We start from the raw sequence: 18,762 nt of genomic DNA, 5'->3' as shown, positions 1-18,762 counted from the left end.
GCCCTGTCATGGCTTAGTGGTGCACCTCTCCGCTGCAGCTGACCACGCTTCCCACACAGATGAGCAACGCCGATTGCAATCACAGCGGCTTCACCAGCTTTGAATGCTATGCCCAAGGCTCCACACTTCACGTTGTAGTAGGCTTCGCCAGTATGGGGCTGCTAATTCACCGAACAACTGCTACACCAATGGAAATGTACTGAAGATCATCGGTCTTCAGTACCAGTGAAAAAACAGGCACCAACTGGTGCCTGTTTTCCGCCAACATGATATGTAGCTGCCCAGGTCAATGCGCATCAAAGCTTGGGAATACGGATGCGGCTGATCATCAGCGAGCCGGATACGGCGAACAGCAACACCAGCGGGTGCAATTGCAGCCCCATGATTTTGATCACGCCCAACCACAGTGCGTCGCCTAATGCGTCTTCTGAGGCCACCCAGGCCATGATGCCAACCAACACGATCGAGGTGGGGATCGGTGTGCCTTCGAAAAACTTGACCTTGTCACCGCCATCAGCCAGTTTTTCCGCAGTAATGTTATAACGGGCCAGCCGCGATACGCCGCAGGCAACGAAGAACACCAGCACGATCCGGTCAAAGAAGCCTTGCATGCCACAACCATAGGCGATGACAGCAGGCGCCACGCCAAATGAGATGACATCCGCCAATGAATCCAGCTCGCGCCCCATAGCGGAGCTTTGCTGACGCCAACGTGCAATCCGCCCATCGAGCACGTCGAACACCAGCGCCAGTGGAATCAACCCACAAGCGAAGTAGAGGTGCAGCACCTCCTGTGTCTGCAGATAGGTCATGACGGCAAATAAGGCACCTACGCCGCAAAAAGCGTTACATAGCGTGAACCAGTCTGCCAGGTGAAACTCCCGAATCATGGAGAATGGCTTGGGATGAGACATGAATAGGCCCAGGTAATGACATCGGGCGTTATGTTAGTCCAATTTGCGGCTCATGCGGTATGCAATCATCAGGATATCCCGTCGTTACGTCGCGCGCTCATGAAAAAGGCCGGGGTGGCCCCGGCCTTTTGATGCGGTAACATCACGTCTGATCAACGTGTTTCAGGTACGACTTTCAAACGCCCTACCTTCGCATCTGTTTCTCCATGCTGCTTTTTGGCGATCTCATGCCAGACTTCAGCATTCCGGATTCCCAATGCATCCGGGTTGAATACGGGCTTCTTGCCTGCTTTGCGCTGCGCTTCATAGTCTTTCAAGCAGGCCAACGCAGGCTTTTGCAGAATGAGGATGGCAATGATGTTGAGCCACGCCATCACCCCCACGCCAATATCCCCCATATCCCAAGCCATGCCAGCGCTCTTGATGCCGCCATAGGTCACAGAGGCAATCATGACGAGCTTCAGCAAAAAGCTCAGCGACGGCATCTTCAACTTGCGGTTGAGATAGGCCAGATTGGTTTCAGCCATGTAGTAATACGCCACAATGGTCGTGAAAGCGAAGAACATCAGCGCAATCGCCACCACGCTGGCGCCAAAGCCGGGCATGACCGACTCGACTGCTGCCTGGGTGAAGCCGGGGCCGGGGCCCATGCCAGGTATATGGTTTGCCAGCATGGTCTTACCATCTGGCCCGACTGTGTTGAATTTGCCTGTCGATAACATCATGAACGCGGTGGCGGAGCATACCAACAAGGTATCGACATACACCGAAAAGGCTTGCACATAGCCTTGCTCAGCCGGGTGGGCTACTTCTGCCGCTGCAGCTGCGTGGGGGCCACTGCCCTGTCCGGCCTCGTTCGAATAGACGCCACGCTTGACGCCCCACTGCACAGCCAGACCCAACACGGCACCAAATCCGGCTTCCAACCCGAAGGCACTCTTGATGATCAGGCTGAATACCGCCGGCACCTGGTGCACATTGATCATCATGATCACCAACGCGATCAGGATGTACCCCATCGCCATGAATGGCACGACCACCTCGGCAAATGCGGCAATACGCTTGACACCACCGAAGATGATGAAGCCCAGCACCACGGCAATGAAGCAGGCGCTGACGGAAGGATCGATCCCCCAGGCATTCTGGATACCGGCTGCGATGGTATTGGATTGCACGCCCGGCATCAGCAGCCCCATGCCGATCACGGTGGCAATGGCAAAAATCCAGGCATACCATTTCTGCCCCATGGCCTTTTCAATGTAGTAAGCCGGGCCGCCACGGTACTGGCCGTTGCTGTCCACCTCCTTGTAGATCTGGCCCAACACCGACTCGATATACGCCGTTGCCGCGCCCAGAAAGGCCATCACCCACATCCAGAACACCGCGCCGGGCCCGCCGAAGTAGATGGCAGATGCCACCCCCGCAATGTTACCGGTGCCGACCCGCCCCGAAAGCGACATCGCCAGCGCCTGAAACGATGACACACCTGCGTCGGATTTCTGGTTCCGGAACATCAGGCGGATCATCTCCGTAAAACCACGTACCTGCATGAAACGGGTGCGGATGGAAAAATACAGGCCGACAGCCAGGCACAGATAGATCAGTGCGGGGCTCCAGACTATATCGTTGATCTGTTTGACAATTTCACTCATTACTATTTCTCATCCTTGAAATGGTTTGGATGCGCTTTCCTGTGTATCTCGATTTTTACAAAACGCAAGGATAGGGATCATCCGGGCTGAGCAATCCGCAACAATTACGGGTTTCCCCGATTTCGCATTAGCCATTTCAGCCAAATAACCTGCCATATCGACAACTGATCAGCGTTCACTTGACTTTCAAAAAAACGTTTTCATACAAGGCACAAGGCGCTGTTGGTGGGTTTGCTTGTCTCTTGCGATCGCGCCCCGCTGACATGATGACCAGCTCAGTATTGAAATGGATCTGCCGCACACCATCTCGGCAACCACTATCGGATATCGTTGACGGGCACGAGTACGGAATTGATGTCGATCATGCAATGGCATGTTTATAATCAAGCCGAGCCAAACATGGCTGCAGGCCTCACCCACACAGGCACGGCAGCCTCTTTGAACATACTTCCCGTTCAATCGGTCATCGGTTGATGGGGTCATCTGTCTGGAGCGAACGTGAGCGACGCATCTTCTCCACCCGATTGGCGGGCCAAACTCAACCCTGAGCAGTACCGTATCTTGCGCGAGTGCGGCACCGAGCCCCCGTTCAGTGGTCGGTACTACCATCACCACGAGCACGGAATCTACCGTTGTGCCGGTTGTGGCGCTGCCTTGTTCGCATCCGACACCAAATACGATTCCGGCTCGGGTTGGCCCAGCTTCTTTGCCGCGCTGGACAAATCCGCCATCCGTGAGCTGGTTGATGACAGCCACGGCATGCGCCGTATCGAAATCCGTTGTGCACGTTGCGACGGCCACCTGGGGCATGTGTTTCCAGATGGCCCGGCTCCTACTGGCCTGCGCTATTGCGTGAACTCGATCGCATTGGATTTCTCTGCCGGAAGCCCAGATTGAATACGTGCTTTCGCTGGGCGACGACTTGCCTGACGCTGGCGGCCATCTGCCTGGCCCCGCTGGCATCAGCTCGCCCGCAGGTCGGATTGGTATTGGGCGGTGGCGGTGCGCGTGGATTGGCTCATGTCGGCGTGATCAAGATGCTGGAGCATTATCGCGTCCCGATCGACTGCATCACCGGCACCAGCGCCGGGGCGTTGATCGGGGGCATGTATGCCTCCGGGATGTCGATCGAGGAAATCGAGAAACGGATGAAAGAGGCGGATTGGGACGACCTGTTCGACAGCCGCTTGAAACGACAGGATGAAGATTTCCGCCGCAAGCGTGAAGACCGCACCTATATGCTCAAATTCGAGCTGGGCGTGAAAGACGGTGAAGTCCGCCTGCCTCGGGGGGCGGTCAATACCGAAAAGATCGAGTTGTTCATCCGTGAGCTGACCCAGAGTGTCGGGCCCGAGAGCTTCGACAAGCTCGCCGTCCCCTATCGCGCCATCGCTACCGATCTGGAGACAGGCAATCTCTATGAGTTCTCAAAGGGCGACCTGGCCCTGGCCATGCGTGCCAGCATGTCTGTACCCGGCGCATTCGAGCCGGTACAGATTGGAGACAAGCTACTGGTGGATGGCGGCCTGGCGCGTAACCTGCCTGTCGAGAATGCACGCGCCTTGTGCAAGCCCGACACGGTGATCGTGGTCAATGTGGGTAGCCCGCCACTGAAGCGTGATGATCTCAGCTCGATCATCGGCGTCATGCAACAGATGGTCGATCTGGGCATCAATAAAAACGTCCGCGAACAACTCGCCACACTGAAATCCAATGACATCCTGATCCAGCCTCTGCTGGGTGACATCACGGCAGCCGATTTCCCTCGGGTTGCCGAGATCATCCCCAAGGGTGAACAGGCCGCCGAGCTGGTCAAGGATCGATTGCTGGCTTTGAGCCTGCCGGAAAAGGAATTCACGCAACATATCGCATCCCGCCTAGCTTATCGCGAGCCGATCGGCATCGTGGATGAGATCAGGATCGCCGCGACAGAGCGCGTCAATATCGAGTCGATCGCAGCCAAGGTCAACCAGATGCCGGGCGAGCCCATCGATCAGAAACGCTTTCACAAAGAGCTGCTGAATCTGTTCGGCTCTGGCGATTTTGACAGCGTCGATTACCAGATCACCCGCGAAAAATCGCGCAGAGTGCTTAACATCCAACCCGTGGAAAAGGCCGAGGGGTTGGATATCCTGCGGTTTGGGCTTGGATTGTCCGCCACTTCGCATGATGTATCGAGTTTTACCATGGTCACGGCTTACCGGCGGCGGTGGGCCAATGCCCTGGGTGCGGAATGGAAGACAGAGGCTTCGATCGGCAAACGGCTGGGGATCTCGACTGAGTGGTATCAGCCGCTCAGGGTCGGCAGCCGGTGGTTCATTTCACCCGAATTCAAAGCCGAACGCCGCTTGACCAAGGTCTATCAGAATGGCGACGCAGGTGCCGAGTTCTCCGAGCGGGACACCATTGCCCGTGTCGATCTGGGCATGAATCTGGATGACTATGGCGAAATCCGTATCGGCCCATATTTCGGGCGGACCAAAGCCATCGTCTCCATCGGCATTCCTGATCTGCCAAGCTTCAGCCAGCGCCTGGGCGGGGTGCATGTCGATCTGACATTGGACAAGGTCGATAATCCAAGCTTCCCCAACCACGGTTGGCAGGCGCATGGGGAGTACCGCCGCTCAGTCCCCGCCATGGGTGCGGACGAGCGCTATGAGCGCCTGGAGAGCCGTTGGGAAGGCGCCACATCCTGGAAGCAACATGTTCTGCAGGCAGTCGTGAAAGGCGGCACCTCCCTGGGCAGCACCTTGCCCGGCACCGAAGCCTTCACCATGGGTGGCTTTGGCCACCTGTCTGGCTACGCGCCGGATGAATTCCGTGGTGAGCGTATGAGCTATGGCCGTCTGACCTACCTGTATCGGATACCAGTCAAGTTTGCCAAATCGCTCTATATCGGTGCCTCTGCTGAGGCCGGCAGGATGGATGATCGTGCATTCAACCTAGGCACCCACGGCACCAAAACCTCGCTTGGCCTGCATGTCGGGCTGGATACCTTGCTGGGGCCGCTGTACCTGGGCGTGGGCCGTGGCGAGACAGGCCGCAATGCAGTCTATCTGTTCCTGGGGGCGTATTAGGCGCTGCTGATGACATGACAAAGGATTTCCATGAAGCTCGATAAACTGATCAAACCCTATCGAATCGAATCCGGTGATGGATTCAAGCTGAAGCACATCGACCCAAACGACACCGCAGGGTTGGAATCGGAGTTTCGCGACGAAGCAAAGAACCTGTTGCAGCAAAGCGTGGCCGAGCTGGCCGAGCTGCAGGACAAACTGTACGCACACAACGAATGGTCGTTGTTGCTGGTCTTCCAGGCCATGGATGCCGCAGGCAAGGACAGCACCATCAAGCAGGTGATGTCAGGTGTCAACCCACAAGGCTGCGAGGTGCATTCATTCAAAGCGCCCTCGTCTGAAGAGCTGGATCATGACTTCTTGTGGCGGAGTATGCGCAAGCTGCCAGAACGTGGCCGCATTGGCATCTTCAACCGCTCGTACTATGAAGAGGTGCTGGTGGTCAGGGTTCACCCCGCACTACTGGCCAAGCAGCAACTCCCAGCCAAACTGGTCACCAAGCATATCTGGGCAGAGCGCTGTCAGGATATCCGACACTTTGAAGACTACCTGGGTCGCAATGGCACTGTGATACGGAAATTCTTCCTGCACGTATCCCAAGCCGAGCAAAAACGCCGTTTTTACGAGCGCCTGAACAACCCAGAGAAAAACTGGAAATTCTCAGCAGCGGACATTGCAGAACGCCAGTACTGGGATCAATACATGGCAGCATACGAGTACGCCATCCAATCCACCGCCACCCCACAAGCGCCGTGGTTCGTCGTACCGGCGGACAACAAATGGTTCACCCGCCTGGTGGTGATCGGCGCGATCATCGATGCGCTGAAATCAATGAAGTTAGGATACCCCGACGTCTCCGCAGCGGAACATGAGGCCCTGACTGAGGCCCGCCGCAAGTTGGACGCAGAAGGCAAAACATAACACTGCCCATATTTTAGACAACGCCTTTTTTCCAAGCCACGACAGTGGCTTGTCCCTGCTACTCACGAATCCATCCACAGCCTTTGTGGAGAAATACCCCATCAAAGCCTTGCCTGGCTTGACTTCCCAACATCCGTCAGCTGCACAGATTTTAATCAAAACGATATTTCTCTTTATTTTTAAAGAGATGCAAATGCTCCCCGCCAAGTTGCCCACAGCAATTGTGGATGAATCCACGCCATGCACAGGCTGCCGCAACCCTTCCACCAAGTGTAGCCATGTGCGCATCAGAATGGATTCTACCCCCGCATCCATCTGTCAATACGACCGATCAGGCCACAGACCTGCCCATTACACTCAGGAATATCCAGGCGAAAAGCCGAGGCTTTCGCATTGCATCATCGCCACCATTGCATTGCACAAATATTAGGCAATTCATTTTTCTGTAATGAGATAAATGAGTTACTTCGTGTGCTCACCCAGTTGTCCACATGAAATGTGGACGATTCACCTCTCCACACAGCCCAGACTGAATGGTTTTGTGCAACACGCCTTGGCGTAAAGGGAAAGGAGTACATGGCGTGCTGTGCTGGGGGTTATCAGGGCTCGGCATCGCATAAGGGTACGTCGGATCAACCTATACCAAATAAGCGAATAGAGCCCATTTATCTTCAGCCCATCATCAATTTGCCTAATGTGTGAATTCATGTAACATTTCGAATGCTGACATGTATATGAATATCATGATAGCCAGTCAGTACGATCAACTTTACGAAACCAAACTGGAATTTATATTTATATACAAATTCATTTTCCAGCTTCAATCAAGGGAAGAAAACATGCAGTTCAAAGGTATCATTGCAGCTACAACCATTATTGCCGCAGCATTGGTTTCCGGTTGCGCAAGCATCAATAAAGCGCCCGCATCACTCGACGCCGAAGCAAAGAGCTTCACAACCAATACCAGCCATGCCCAGGTATATCTGTATCGCAACGAAACGCTAGGTGCCGCCCTGTCAATGCCGGTAACTGTGAATGGCAAGCTGGCTGGCTCCACAGGCCCACATTCTTTCTTTAAATTCAATTTGCCTGAGGGAAAACACACGTTCACGTCACAAGGCAATGAATCAACGCTGGAAATCGATACCAAAAACAATAAAAACTACTACATTTGGCAAGAAGTCAAAATGGGTGTGTTATCTGGTGGATCTAAGCTTCAGTTAGTTGACGAAGCAACAGGTCAAGCAGGTGTCAAAGAGTGTTCGATGATTCAAAGTGAATTAAACTAATTTAAAATTCATCAAGGGGACACTAATCCCCTTGATTTAATGTACCATTCAACACTTTGGCAGCATAGTCATATCGTGCAGACTTGGTCTGACAGCCTCAACCCACACGAATAGATTGGCATAGCTCTTTGAGCCTTAAGATACTTGCCAATACCCCTGCTCTACCACCCATCGCCCAAATTCTGCGCAACCTGCTTTTCCTCAATTGAAATACGGGCTTGCCTGACGTTTACACGGATTTGCCCACACGAACTGTGGACAAATCCACTACGACCCAGCGCGGGATCAGGCCATGATGTGATGCCCTGCATCGATGTATTGCACTGAGCCGGTGATCAAGCGGGCGGCGGGGGTGCACAAGTAGGCAGCGGCGTGGCCCACGTCATCGATATCGACCAGATCTTGCTCAGGTGAGCGCTGCATGGCGTCGTAGAGCAGCTCGTCGAAGTCCTGCAAACCGCTGGCGGCCCGAGTGCGGATCGGGCCAGGTGACAGGGCATGCACGCGGATGCCCATCGGGCCCAGCTCATAAGCCAGATAGCGCACAGAGGCTTCCAGAGCGGCTTTCACCGGGCCCATCAGCTGATAATTTGGCACAACTTTGTTGGCACCCAGGTAGCTCATGGCCAGCAGGGTGCCACCCTCGGGCATCAGGGGCTCTGCCAGCCTGGCCATGCGCACGAACGAGTGGCAGGAAACGTCCATGGCCTGCAGAAAGCCGCTGGCCGAGCTGTCGGTGAGACGCCCATGCAGATCGGCCAGGGGCGCCCACGCAATGGAATGCACGACGATATCGATCCGTCCCCAATGCTGTTTGATGGCATGGAATACCGCCTCCAATTGCCCAGGCTCGCTGACATCCAATGGCATCAGCAAAGGCGCTGCGATCTCGTCAGCCAGGGGCTGCACGAAAGGTCGAGCCTTGTCATTCAGGTAGGTCAGTGCCACTTCGGCACCCAGCGAGTGAAAGACCCGGGCGCACCCCCAGGCAATGGAGTGTGCATTAGCAACCCCCACGACCAGTGCTTTGGCCCCCGCCAACGACAGACCTGAATTCTCCATGGTGTTGTTTCCTTACCTATGCGTTGTATGTCAAAGCCGCTGTCGCAGGTGGCGGGCGATCACAGCTTCCTCATCGGTCGCCATGACCCGTACCCTCACCCGGCTGCCGGGCGGGGAGACAATCGGCGCATGTGCGTCGTTCAAACCCTCATCCAGCGTGGCTCCCAGCCAGTTGGCATGCGCGATGATCTTCGCTCGCACCGGGGCAGCGTGCTCACCGATGCCCCCGGTGAAGATCAAGGTATCCAACCCTTGCAAAGCGGCTGCCAGCGAGCCGATCATGCGCCCTGCGCGGTAACAGAACAGATCGACGGCTTGGCGGGCGGCTGCCTGCTCACTCGCTTGCAGATCACGCATATCCGATGACAGCCCCGACACCCCCAGCAGACCTGATTCGCGGTACAGCAGGCGCTCCAAGGCGGCGTAGTCCATGCCTTGTGCCATCAGATACAGCATGACGCCAGGGTCGAGATTGCCACAACGGGTGCCCATCATCAGACCATCCAGCGCGGTAAACCCCATGCTGCTGGCCACGCTTCGCCCACCTTCGATGGCGCACATGCTGGCCCCATTCCCCAAATGGGCCACGATCAGCTTACCTTGCGCATGTTGCGGTGCGATGTCGGCCAGCTGGCTGATGATGTATTCGTAGGACAGGCCATGAAAGCCGTAGGCACGCACCCCTTGCGCGGTGATGGCCTGCGGCAGCGCATACAGCTGCGCCAGAGCAGGCTGGCTACGATGAAAGGAAGTGTCGAAGCAGGCCAGCTGCGGCAGGCCGGGGAACTGATTGGCAATGGCCTCCACCGCCAGCAGGTTGCCCGGTTGGTGTAGTGGTGCCAACGGGATCAGTCCATGCAGGCGCTTCAGGACGTCCGCATCGATCCACACCGGCGTGGCAAAATCAGTTCCCCCGTGGACGATGCGATGACCCACGGCATGCAAGGTGATGTCGCTGATGCTGGCGAGCCAAGCCAGCAACCACCGACACGGCGCCAGGGCGGGCTCGCCGGCGGGCAGGCTGACAGCCTGATTGATCAGCTCGTTGCCATGCTGATCCACGATTCGGGCATGCGGCTTTTTCGGCAGCCCATCCAGCGCCCCGCGCCAGATGGGATCTGACAACGTGGCGTCGAGAGTATATACCGCGAATTTCAAGCTGGACGACCCGGCATTGACCACCAACAGGCCCTGCATGCTCAACCCTCCTGCTGTGGGCGTCTGGCATGCGCCACCAACGCCATGATCACCGCAGAGGCCAGACGCGAGCGGACATTGTCCGCCCGGCTGGTCAGCACGATCGGGACGCGTGCGCCGACGACGATACCGGCGATATCCGCCCCTGCAAAATAGGCCATGTTTTTCGCCAGCATGTTGCCCGCCTCCAGATCGGGGGCGACCAGGATATCGGCCTGCCCGGCAACGGGCGACACGATGCGTTTGGTGCGCGCCGCCTCGATGCTGATGGCGTTATCGAATGCCAGCGGGCCGTCCAGTATTCCGCCGGTGATCTGCCCCCGATCGGCCATCTTGCACAGCAAGGCGGCATCCATGGTGGAAGGGATCTTGGCATTGACGACCTCGGTGGCGGACAAGATGGCCACTTTGGGTTGTTGAATGCCCAAGACATGGGCCAGGTTGATGGCATTTTGGACGATGTCGATTTTTTCCTCGAAATTCGGCGCGATATTGATCGCCGCATCGGTCACCAGCAGTGGCCGGGAGTATGCCGGCACATCCAATACGAAAACGTGGCTGATACGTCGGCCAGTCCGCAAACCGGTCGCGCTGGGCACCACAGCGGCCATCAGCTCATCGGTATGCAGCGAGCCTTTCATCAGTGATTCCACCTGCCCAGTGCGTGCCAACTCAACCGCCTTTTGCGCAGCGGCATGACTATGGTCGGTGTGCAATATCTCCACACCATCCAACGTCACCCCAGCCGCCATGGCTGCCGCACGGATCTTGGCCTGCGGGCCCACTAGAATCGGGCGGATCAGCCCTTGCCGTGCGGCCTCCAGCGCGCCTAGCAAAGAGTCACGGTCACATGGATGCACCACCGCGCAGCTGACAGCTTCACGGTGCTTGCAGGCTTCCAGCAGGTGAGCAAAACCATCGTGGCGACGCAAGGTGATTTCCGGCAGTGCCTCGTGTTCGCTCATGATGCGTATACGCGGCGCCCTGACCCACACATGGCCGTGCATCAAAGTGGAGCCATGTTGATTGCGGACATTCACCAGAAACAATGCCAAGCCGGTTTCTGCATCGACCTCTGCCAGTTCGGCTTCACAGTCGATTTCGTCCCCCACCATCACCATGCCCGACGAGCGCAGATCATGCCGGACCACTTCACTGCCCGCACCGGGCATGCGATTACAGATCAACCACAGTACCAAGGCCACGCAGCCGCTGGCATGGGCGGCAATATGGCCCTCACCGGCGGGCCGCATCTGGCCGCTCTCGATCTCCCCGCCCATCAAGGCAAACAATTCAATATCATTGGCCGTCAGACGCCGCATCGTTTCTGCGCGTTGACCGGGCCGCAAGCCCTCCAGGGGGTGATTCTCACTCATGCTCATGGCGTTTTCCATCTCAGTCGACAACCCTTCATAGCAGTTTTCGATGACATTTTTGCACTGCAGCAATTTTGCCGCCTTGCGCTAGCGCAAAAATTAGGCAAGGTATTTCTCAGATAGCGCATGCAAGATATGCCCAACCCAACACAGAGCTGACATCAATGCGACAGTATTGGCATACTGCCTGGGCCTCGCTTCTGTGGCAGGTACAGCGGCCACGCCAGGCCATGTGCTTTTTCTTGTTTCTGTGTGACTGATCACCAAGTTTTGTTAAAGGCCATTCATGTTCAATCAAAGCATCATGTCGCTGATTGGTATAGGCGCGTTGCCGCTCATCACGGCCTGCGCCACATTGCCAGACACCCCGACAGCCCAGGACATTCACCATTATGAGCTGACACTCACCCTTTTGCCTGAACAACAGGCCATATCAGGGCAGCTGGATATCCACCTGGCCCACGCCACATCACAGCTGATACTGGATCGTGGCGCCCTGGATATCACAGCGGTCGAGACGGCTGGGCAGGCGCTCCCCTTTCAGATGATGGACAAGCAGCTGCAGATCACGCTGCCAGCACAGCCTGATGCCGAGCGGGTCTTGACCATCCGTTACCGAGGGCAACCCAAGGCCGGCTTGTATTTTCTTCCCGACGCCCGCCAGGTCTACACCGCATACAGCACCAGTGATTGGATGCCCTGTGTCGATGCCCCACAGGAGCGTGCCAGCTTTACCCTGCACTTGGTGGCACCCAGCGACCTGACCACCACTGCCACCGGCGAGCTGATTGATCAGCATGCCCACACACCAGGCACCACCCTGACCACCTGGCGCCAAACCCAGCCTAAGCCAAGCTATCTGTATGGCTTTGCAGCTGGCCCCTTCAGCGAGGCCCAAGATCGCTACCAGCAAGTGACACTGCGCTACCTGGGGCCACCCACGATGGATCGGCAAGCGCTGAAACAGGTGTTTGCCGACACAGCAGACATGGTTGCATTCTTTGAGAACAAAGCCGGCATGCCCTACCCTGGCCAGCACTACACACAGGTGCTAACCCATGCCAATGCTGCTCAGGAGCTCGACCAGATTGCCATGCTGAATGAAAAATACGGCCAACGAGTGCTGGCTGATCCCAGCAAGATCTGGCTGGGCGCACATGAGCTGGCGCATCAATGGTGGGGAAACGGCCTGACCAACCACGCCTGGACTGAGATGTGGCTGAATGAAGGGCTGGCCAGCTTCATGACTGTAGCTTATCTGGAGCATCGATTCGGGCGTGATCTGTATCTAGCCTATATCGAAGATTTGCAGGAGTCTTATGAAACCATCCGCGATCAAGGACAAGACAAACCACTGATCTTCCCGGACTGGCGATCCCCCACCTTGAACGACCGGGCTCTGGTTTATGACAAGGGCGCTTATCTGATTCACCAATTGCGTGGGCAACTCGGTGAACAGGCGTTCTGGGCTGGCATCAAGCACTATACCCAACACCACTGGGGTCGGGCCGTCCACACTGGCGACTTCAAACGGGCCATGGAAGCGGCAAGTGGGCAGGATCTGGGTGAATTCTTCAACCGCTGGGTGTATCAGGCTGCACCCGCCAAACAAGGGGCCGCATCATGACCATCATCACCCGCACCGAGCGGCTGATTCTGCGTGAATTCAATCTGTCCGACGCGCCGTTCATCTTGACGCTTGTCAACGACCCAGACTGGCTCAACAACATCGGTGATCGCCATGTACACTCCATAGCCGATGCCGAGCAATTTCTACAACGCGGCCCGATGGCCAGCTATGCCCAACACGGCTTTGGCCTGTTTGCCGTCGAACACCAGCAAGGGCATTCCTTACTTGGTATGTGTGGCCTGATCCGGCGTGACAGCCTACCTGCGGTGGACATCGGCTATGCCTTTCTCCCCGCCCATCGTGGCCATGGCTATGCCCGCGAAGCCGCCCAGGCCATGGTCGGCTTCGCGCGCGACACGCTCAAGCTCTCGCGTCTGCTGGGCATCACCTCACCAGACAATCAACCCTCTTGCCGCCTGCTGGAGGCCATCGGCCTAAGTTATCAGCAGGATCTGGTGCTGCCAGGCGAAGACGAGCTGACCAGTCTGTATGAAATCGAATTTGGCAGCTACCCGCCGATCATGAGCTGATTACCTGCCGCAGGTGGATCAACCCTACCGCATTTGACCACATTTGCCCAAGAAGCAGATCCGATCACTTCTTGGGCACCACCCGCATCTGGATTTCCGTGACCGGATAGATCCACACCCAGCGCCGTTCGTAGGCCTCCATCGCTTTGAACCAACGATTGAGCACCACTCGCAGGATTGGCACCACAATGCGATCGAATAGATTTTTGCGGGTGAACACCACCTTCCGCTCCAACAAACGAAAACGCGCGCTGGAGTAATAGCTGGGCACCCTGCGCCCCATCTGGTCTTCCTTGTCCATGAAATAATCAATGGTATAGATGCCCCAGGGCCGGACATGGGTCGGATCCGAGTAATACCAAGGGCTCGAAAAGTGAGGAACGATGATCTCGATTTGCGCATCTGGCTGGCAAATGCGATGGATCTCTTCCATCAGGCCGAGCAGATTCTCAATATGCTCCAGTACATGATTGGTGTAGATCGCGCTGACACTGTTGTCGGGCAACAGGCTCAAGGGTGCGTTCAAGTCCGCCACAATATCCACCTCTGGCAGCGCCACCCGATCAATATTGAAATACCCTTCCCGGCGGGTCGAGCCGCCACCAATATTCAATTTGATCGACTCACCACGCTGCAACGCGCTCTCAACTGCAGGATTCAGTATTTTCATATCACTTTCTGTCGATCAATCAAGGTTGTTTTTTACCAGCCCAAGACCGGATCATGCCACCGCAAGGGCACGCCACTCAAGAAAATGACATACTTTCGAATATTTGAATATTGACAGTAACGACAAGCAACGACTATCACGCCCTGGGCTCGACATGTCGCTGTCTCCCTCGTGCCCAATAGCCATTCAGCACAAGATCATGCATCAATGGATGTGAAAGCTTGAAACCGAGATTCACTTCATCGCCACAGGAAGTCATGTGGCAAATGCCAGCGCCTCCCCACCAGACAGCCGTGGCACCTGACCACCAAAACAAAAACGCCCCGAATGGGGCGTCTTGCAAATCTATCGACCAGTGAGCGATATCACTCAGCAGCTGGCTCGCTGGCAGGCGCTGCGGGTGCCACTTCTGCCAACAGGGCTTTCATCGACAAACGGATCTTGCCTTTGTCATCTTGCTCCAGCACCTTGACGCGAACCTGTTGGCCTTCCTTGACATAATCAGCCACATTGTTGACGCGCTCGTTGGCGATCTGGGAAATGTGCAACAATCCATCCCGACCTGGCAGGATGTTCACGATTGCGCCAAACTCCAGCAGGCGGATGACTGTACCCTCGTACACCTTGCCAATTTCAACCTCGGCAGTGATCTGCTCGATACGCTTCTTGGCGGCTTCCGCCCCCTCAGCACTGGTCGAAGCAATGGTGATGGTGCCATCTTCCGCGATATCGATCTGCGTGCCGGTTTCCTCAGTCAACGCGCGAATTACTGCACCACCCTTGCCGATCACATCACGGATCTTCTCTGGATTGATCTTCATGGTGTACATACGTGGGGCGTGCTGGGAAATCTCATCGCGCGCGCCCTGCAGTGTGCCCTGCATGATACCCAGAATATGCAGGCGGCCTTCCTTGGCCTGATCCAACGCCACCTTCATGATTTCCTTGGTGATACCGTTGATCTTGATGTCCATCTGCAGCGCGGTCACACCATTCGCGGTACCGGCCACCTTGAAGTCCATATCGCCCAAGTGATCTTCATCGCCCAGGATATCCGTCAGCACCGCAAAGCGATTGCCTTCCTTGATCAGGCCCATTGCGATACCGGCGACGTGATCCTTCAGTGGCACACCGGCATCCATCAAGGACAAGCTGCCACCGCATACAGAAGCCATCGAGCTGGAGCCGTTGGATTCGGTGATTTCGGACACGACACGCATGGAGTAGCCAAAGTCCTCCGATGCGGGCAGCACCGCAACCAGAGCCCGCTTAGCCAAGCGGCCATGGCCGATTTCACGACGCTTGGGCGAGCCCACGCGGCCTGTCTCACCAGTTGAATACGGTGGGAAGTTATAGTGCAGCATGAACCGCTCGGAGTACTCACCGGTCAACGCATCGATGATCTGCTCATCCTGTTTCGTGCCCAACGTCGCCACTACTAGTGCTTGTGTCTCACCGCGGGTGAACAGAACCGATCCATGTGTACGCGGCAACACGCCGGTACGGATGGTGATCGGACGGACCGTGCGGGTATCCCGGCCATCAATACGTGGCTCGCCAGACAGAATCTGACCACGGACGATCTTGGCTTCCAGATCCTTGAAAATACCCTTGATCTGGTTGACGCGCTGCGTATCCATCTCTTCAGTGATCAGTTCACCGAACACACGCTCCGCGATTTCATCGATCTTGTTCGAACGCAACTGCTTTTGTTTGATGCGGAATGCTTCATTCAGATCGGCCTCTGCCAATGTGGCAATACGGGCAATCATTTCCTCATCTTTTGTAGGTGGCTGCCAATCCCACAGGTCTTTACCCGCCTCATCCGCAAGCTCATTGATAGCATTGATCGCCGCCTGCATCTGGTCATGGCCGTATACCACGGCACCCAACATCACATCCTCAGGCAACTCTGTCGCCTCGGATTCGACCATCAATACCGCCTGGGCTGTGCCTGCCACGACCAGATCCAACTGAGTTGACTTCAGCTGGGAAGCAGTCGGATTCAACACATATTGACCATCCACATAGGCCACGCGGGCAGCACCAATCGGGCCATCAAATGGAATGCCGGAAACGGCCAATGCAGCAGAGGCGCCCAGCATGGCAGGAATGTCTGCATCAATCTCAGGATCGGATGACATCACCGTCGCCACGATCTGCACTTCGTTATAGAAACCTTCAGGGAAGAGCGGGCGTAGCGGGCGATCGATCAAACGGGAAGTCAGGATTTCTTTTTCAGAAGGACGACCCTCACGTTTGAAAAATCCACCTGGGATCTTGCCAGCGGCATAGGTACGCTCTTGATAGTCAACAGTCAGCGGAAAGAAATCCTGCCCTGGTTTGACACCAGTCGCCCCCACCACGGTTACCAGAACAACTGTGTCGCCCATGGAGCACATGACGGCACCAGTTGCCTGGCGGGCGATTTCACCTGTTTCGAAGGTAACGGTATGCTGGCCGTATTGGAATGATTTTTTGACGAGACTCACGGTGATCCTTTCAGGAACGTTGTGCAACGTGCAGTCCGGTTTGGCGTTGGTCAGAACGAGCAGGCTGTGGAAAGTGCCCTGAGTTGAAACCTGTAAGGCAAGCCACTTTCAACAACCTGCCAGACGCCCGAATTGAAACTGGACGCTGCGAGATTGAGGAAAACAAGGAAAGGAAACGGGCCGGCGAGTGGCTGGAACAGGTGTAGCAGCCACTTACCCAACAAGGCAGTCAGACATTCGTCCGACCCGACTTCCGCATTTGGCTTACTTGCGCAGGCCGAGTTGCTCGATCAGAGCACGATAGCCATCCAGATCAGTGTCTTTCAGGTAGTCCAGCAGGCGGCGGCGACGGCTTACCATCTTCAGCAGGCCACGGCGACCGTGGTGGTCTTTCTGGTGGGCTTTGAAGTGACCAGTCAGGTCATTGATACGTGCGGTCAACAGAGCGACCTGTACCTGAGGGGACCCTGTATCACCTTCTTTACGGGCAAATTGCTTGACGACTTCGGCTTTGCTTGCTGCATTCATAGCCATGTTGGGTATTCTCCAAAATATTCAAAAACGCTTATTGTACCTTTGCTCAAGGCACATCCTCAAGTTGTCGATGGCGAAGACAAACTTGCTTGCGCAACATGTATCATGAGATCACATCTCACGATCAATCCTTAATACCCGCTTCGGCGCAATTCGCTGGTCTGCAGTGACTTCACCCAAACCAAGAAAGGCACCCGACGGGCCATATACTTTGATTTCTCCGGCATCTTGCTCCACGGCACATTTCACCGCCTGCCCGTGTGTAAAGGCATAGGCTGATTCCTGTGCCAGACTGGCAGAAGGCAACGATGCAAGCAACACATCTGCATCAAGGAGCAATGCATCTCGATCCGCTGGGGCCAGCGCCTCCAACGCATCGATCGTGATGGCATCTGCCACATCAAAACCAGCGGTGCGGGTCCGATGTAACCCAATCAGGTGGGCGCCACATCCAAGTTGCCGCCCTATTTCCTCCGCCAGTACACGGATATAGGTACCTTTACTGCAACTGACCTCGATCTGGATCACGTCCGCCTTGGCATCCAACAGTGTCAGCTCGAAGATAGTGACTGCCCGCGCCTGACGTACAATCTCGACGCCCTGGCGCGCATATTCATACAGTGCTTTACCTTGATGCTTCAAGGCGGAATACATTGGTGGTACTTGTTCAATGCAACCCACCAGTCCACCCAAAACCAACTGCAACTGCGCTGGCGTATAAGACACCTCGCGTCGCTCGATGACTTCGCCTTCTGCATCTCCGGTCGTCGTCACTTCACCTAGCTTGAGCGTGGCTACATATGCCTTGTCTGCGTCCAGCAAAGCCTGCGAGAATTTGGTTGCCTCCCCAAGGCAGATGGGAAGCAAACCTGTCGCCAGCGGGTCAAGATTCCCGGTATGACCGGCTTTTTCCGCCTGAAACAGCCATTTCACTTTTTGTAGCACACCATTGCTGGAAACACCCAGAGGCTTATCCAGCAGCAACACCCCTGTAATGGGGCGCTTGATTCGCTTGAATTGCTGGGTCACGCTTCGTCGTCGTCCTTCGCGGTATCTGACACAGCGCGATCGATCAGGCTGGACAACTGCATGCCACGCTCAACAGACACGTCATACTTGAAATGCAATAGAGGCATGCTCCGCATCTTGATCCGTTTACCCAATTCATTGCGCAGGAAACCCGCAGCATGTTCCAATGTTTCCAACGTCTGGGCTTGCTGCGTTTCATCTCCCAGCACCGTGAAAAACACCTTTGCATGCGAATAGTCACGCGTCACCTCCACATCGGTGATGGTCAACATCCCAATGCGAGGGTCCTTCAGCTCAAAACGGATGATGTTCGGTAATTCACGCTGAATTTGCTGTCCAACACGGTCCGAACGAGAAAAATCTCTTGCCATACTTTTTACTCAGCATAG

Annotated in this window: 16 protein-coding genes; 6 read left to right on the top strand and 10 right to left on the bottom strand. The window is 55.8% G+C overall.

The window, feature by feature from the left end:
* Window positions 1-296: 296 nt before the first annotated feature.
* Both pssA and HNQ59_RS04185 read right to left on the bottom strand, forming a co-directional pair.
* Window positions 297-914: a CDP-diacylglycerol--serine O-phosphatidyltransferase gene (pssA, locus tag HNQ59_RS04190; protein ID WP_184035626.1), complete on the bottom strand. Its 618-nt coding sequence runs from the start codon at window positions 912-914 to the stop codon at window positions 297-299.
* A gap of 152 nt (window positions 915-1,066) precedes the next feature.
* Window positions 1,067-2,566 (bottom strand): alanine/glycine:cation symporter family protein, encoded by a 1,500-nt coding sequence (locus HNQ59_RS04185; protein WP_184035624.1) that lies wholly within the window; start codon window positions 2,564-2,566, stop codon window positions 1,067-1,069.
* A 498-nt stretch (window positions 2,567-3,064) separates the two neighbouring features.
* Here HNQ59_RS04185 and msrB point away from each other — a divergent pair, with 498 nt between their 5' ends.
* From msrB to HNQ59_RS04165, 4 genes are all read left to right on the top strand, one after another.
* Window positions 3,065-3,463, top strand: a complete 399-nt coding sequence (gene msrB / locus HNQ59_RS04180; protein ID WP_184035622.1) for a peptide-methionine (R)-S-oxide reductase MsrB — start codon at window positions 3,065-3,067, stop codon at window positions 3,461-3,463.
* Window positions 3,460-5,643, top strand: coding sequence for a patatin-like phospholipase family protein (locus HNQ59_RS04175; protein WP_184035620.1), 2,184 nt, complete (start codon window positions 3,460-3,462; stop codon window positions 5,641-5,643). The genes msrB and HNQ59_RS04175 overlap by 4 nt, the downstream gene beginning before the upstream one ends.
* A gap of 30 nt (window positions 5,644-5,673) precedes the next feature.
* Window positions 5,674-6,564, top strand: a complete 891-nt coding sequence (locus HNQ59_RS04170) for a polyphosphate kinase 2 family protein (protein ID WP_184035618.1) — start codon at window positions 5,674-5,676, stop codon at window positions 6,562-6,564.
* 728 nt (window positions 6,565-7,292) lie between these two features.
* On the top strand, window positions 7,293-7,853 hold the full coding sequence (locus tag HNQ59_RS04165; protein WP_246490840.1) for a DUF2846 domain-containing protein: 561 nt from the start codon (window positions 7,293-7,295) through the stop codon (window positions 7,851-7,853).
* A 285-nt stretch (window positions 7,854-8,138) separates the two neighbouring features.
* Here the strand turns inward: HNQ59_RS04165 and fabI are convergent, their stop codons facing one another.
* From fabI to HNQ59_RS04150, 3 genes are read right to left on the bottom strand one after another with little or no spacing between them, the layout of a single operon-like run.
* Entirely contained in the window at window positions 8,139-8,915 is a 777-nt protein-coding gene (gene fabI / locus HNQ59_RS04160; protein ID WP_184035616.1) for an enoyl-ACP reductase FabI, read from the bottom strand.
* Window positions 8,916-8,945: 30 nt separating this feature from the next.
* Window positions 8,946-10,112, bottom strand: a complete 1,167-nt coding sequence (locus HNQ59_RS04155; protein WP_184035614.1) for an acetate/propionate family kinase — start codon at window positions 10,110-10,112, stop codon at window positions 8,946-8,948.
* 2 nt (window positions 10,113-10,114) lie between these two features.
* A complete protein-coding gene (locus HNQ59_RS04150; protein ID WP_343074199.1) occupies window positions 10,115-11,494 on the bottom strand; it encodes a bifunctional enoyl-CoA hydratase/phosphate acetyltransferase in 1,380 nt (459 codons plus the stop codon).
* A 298-nt stretch (window positions 11,495-11,792) separates the two neighbouring features.
* Here HNQ59_RS04150 and HNQ59_RS04145 point away from each other — a divergent pair, with 298 nt between their 5' ends.
* Entirely contained in the window at window positions 11,793-13,115 is a 1,323-nt protein-coding gene (locus HNQ59_RS04145) for a M1 family metallopeptidase (RefSeq protein ID WP_184035612.1), read from the top strand.
* Window positions 13,112-13,648: a GNAT family N-acetyltransferase gene (locus HNQ59_RS04140; RefSeq protein ID WP_184035610.1), complete on the top strand. Its 537-nt coding sequence runs from the start codon at window positions 13,112-13,114 to the stop codon at window positions 13,646-13,648. The genes HNQ59_RS04145 and HNQ59_RS04140 overlap by 4 nt, the downstream gene beginning before the upstream one ends.
* Before the next feature lie 64 nt (window positions 13,649-13,712).
* Here HNQ59_RS04140 and HNQ59_RS04135 read toward each other — a convergent pair whose 3' ends face one another.
* The 5 genes from HNQ59_RS04135 to rbfA form a co-directional block, all read right to left on the bottom strand.
* A complete protein-coding gene (locus tag HNQ59_RS04135) occupies window positions 13,713-14,318 on the bottom strand; it encodes a class I SAM-dependent methyltransferase (protein WP_184035608.1) in 606 nt (201 codons plus the stop codon).
* 365 nt (window positions 14,319-14,683) lie between these two features.
* Window positions 14,684-16,810 (bottom strand): polyribonucleotide nucleotidyltransferase, encoded by a 2,127-nt coding sequence (gene pnp / locus HNQ59_RS04130; protein ID WP_184035605.1) that lies wholly within the window; start codon window positions 16,808-16,810, stop codon window positions 14,684-14,686.
* Between the two features lie 264 nt (window positions 16,811-17,074).
* Window positions 17,075-17,344: a 30S ribosomal protein S15 gene (gene rpsO / locus HNQ59_RS04125; RefSeq protein ID WP_184035602.1), complete on the bottom strand. Its 270-nt coding sequence runs from the start codon at window positions 17,342-17,344 to the stop codon at window positions 17,075-17,077.
* Between the two features lie 111 nt (window positions 17,345-17,455).
* Window positions 17,456-18,373, bottom strand: coding sequence for a tRNA pseudouridine(55) synthase TruB (gene truB, locus HNQ59_RS04120; RefSeq protein ID WP_184035600.1), 918 nt, complete (start codon window positions 18,371-18,373; stop codon window positions 17,456-17,458).
* Window positions 18,370-18,744 carry a 30S ribosome-binding factor RbfA gene (gene rbfA, locus HNQ59_RS04115; RefSeq protein WP_184035598.1) on the bottom strand — a complete coding sequence of 125 codons (375 nt, stop codon included), beginning with the start codon at window positions 18,742-18,744 and terminating at the stop codon, window positions 18,370-18,372. Before rbfA ends, truB begins: the two co-directional genes overlap by 4 nt.
* Between the last annotated feature and the right edge of the window lie 18 nt (window positions 18,745-18,762).

This window comes from Chitinivorax tropicus (assembly GCF_014202905.1).
Taxonomy (GTDB): Bacteria; Pseudomonadota; Gammaproteobacteria; order Burkholderiales; family SCOH01; genus Chitinivorax; species Chitinivorax tropicus.
This window is presented reverse-complemented; position numbering and strand designations above follow the sequence as displayed.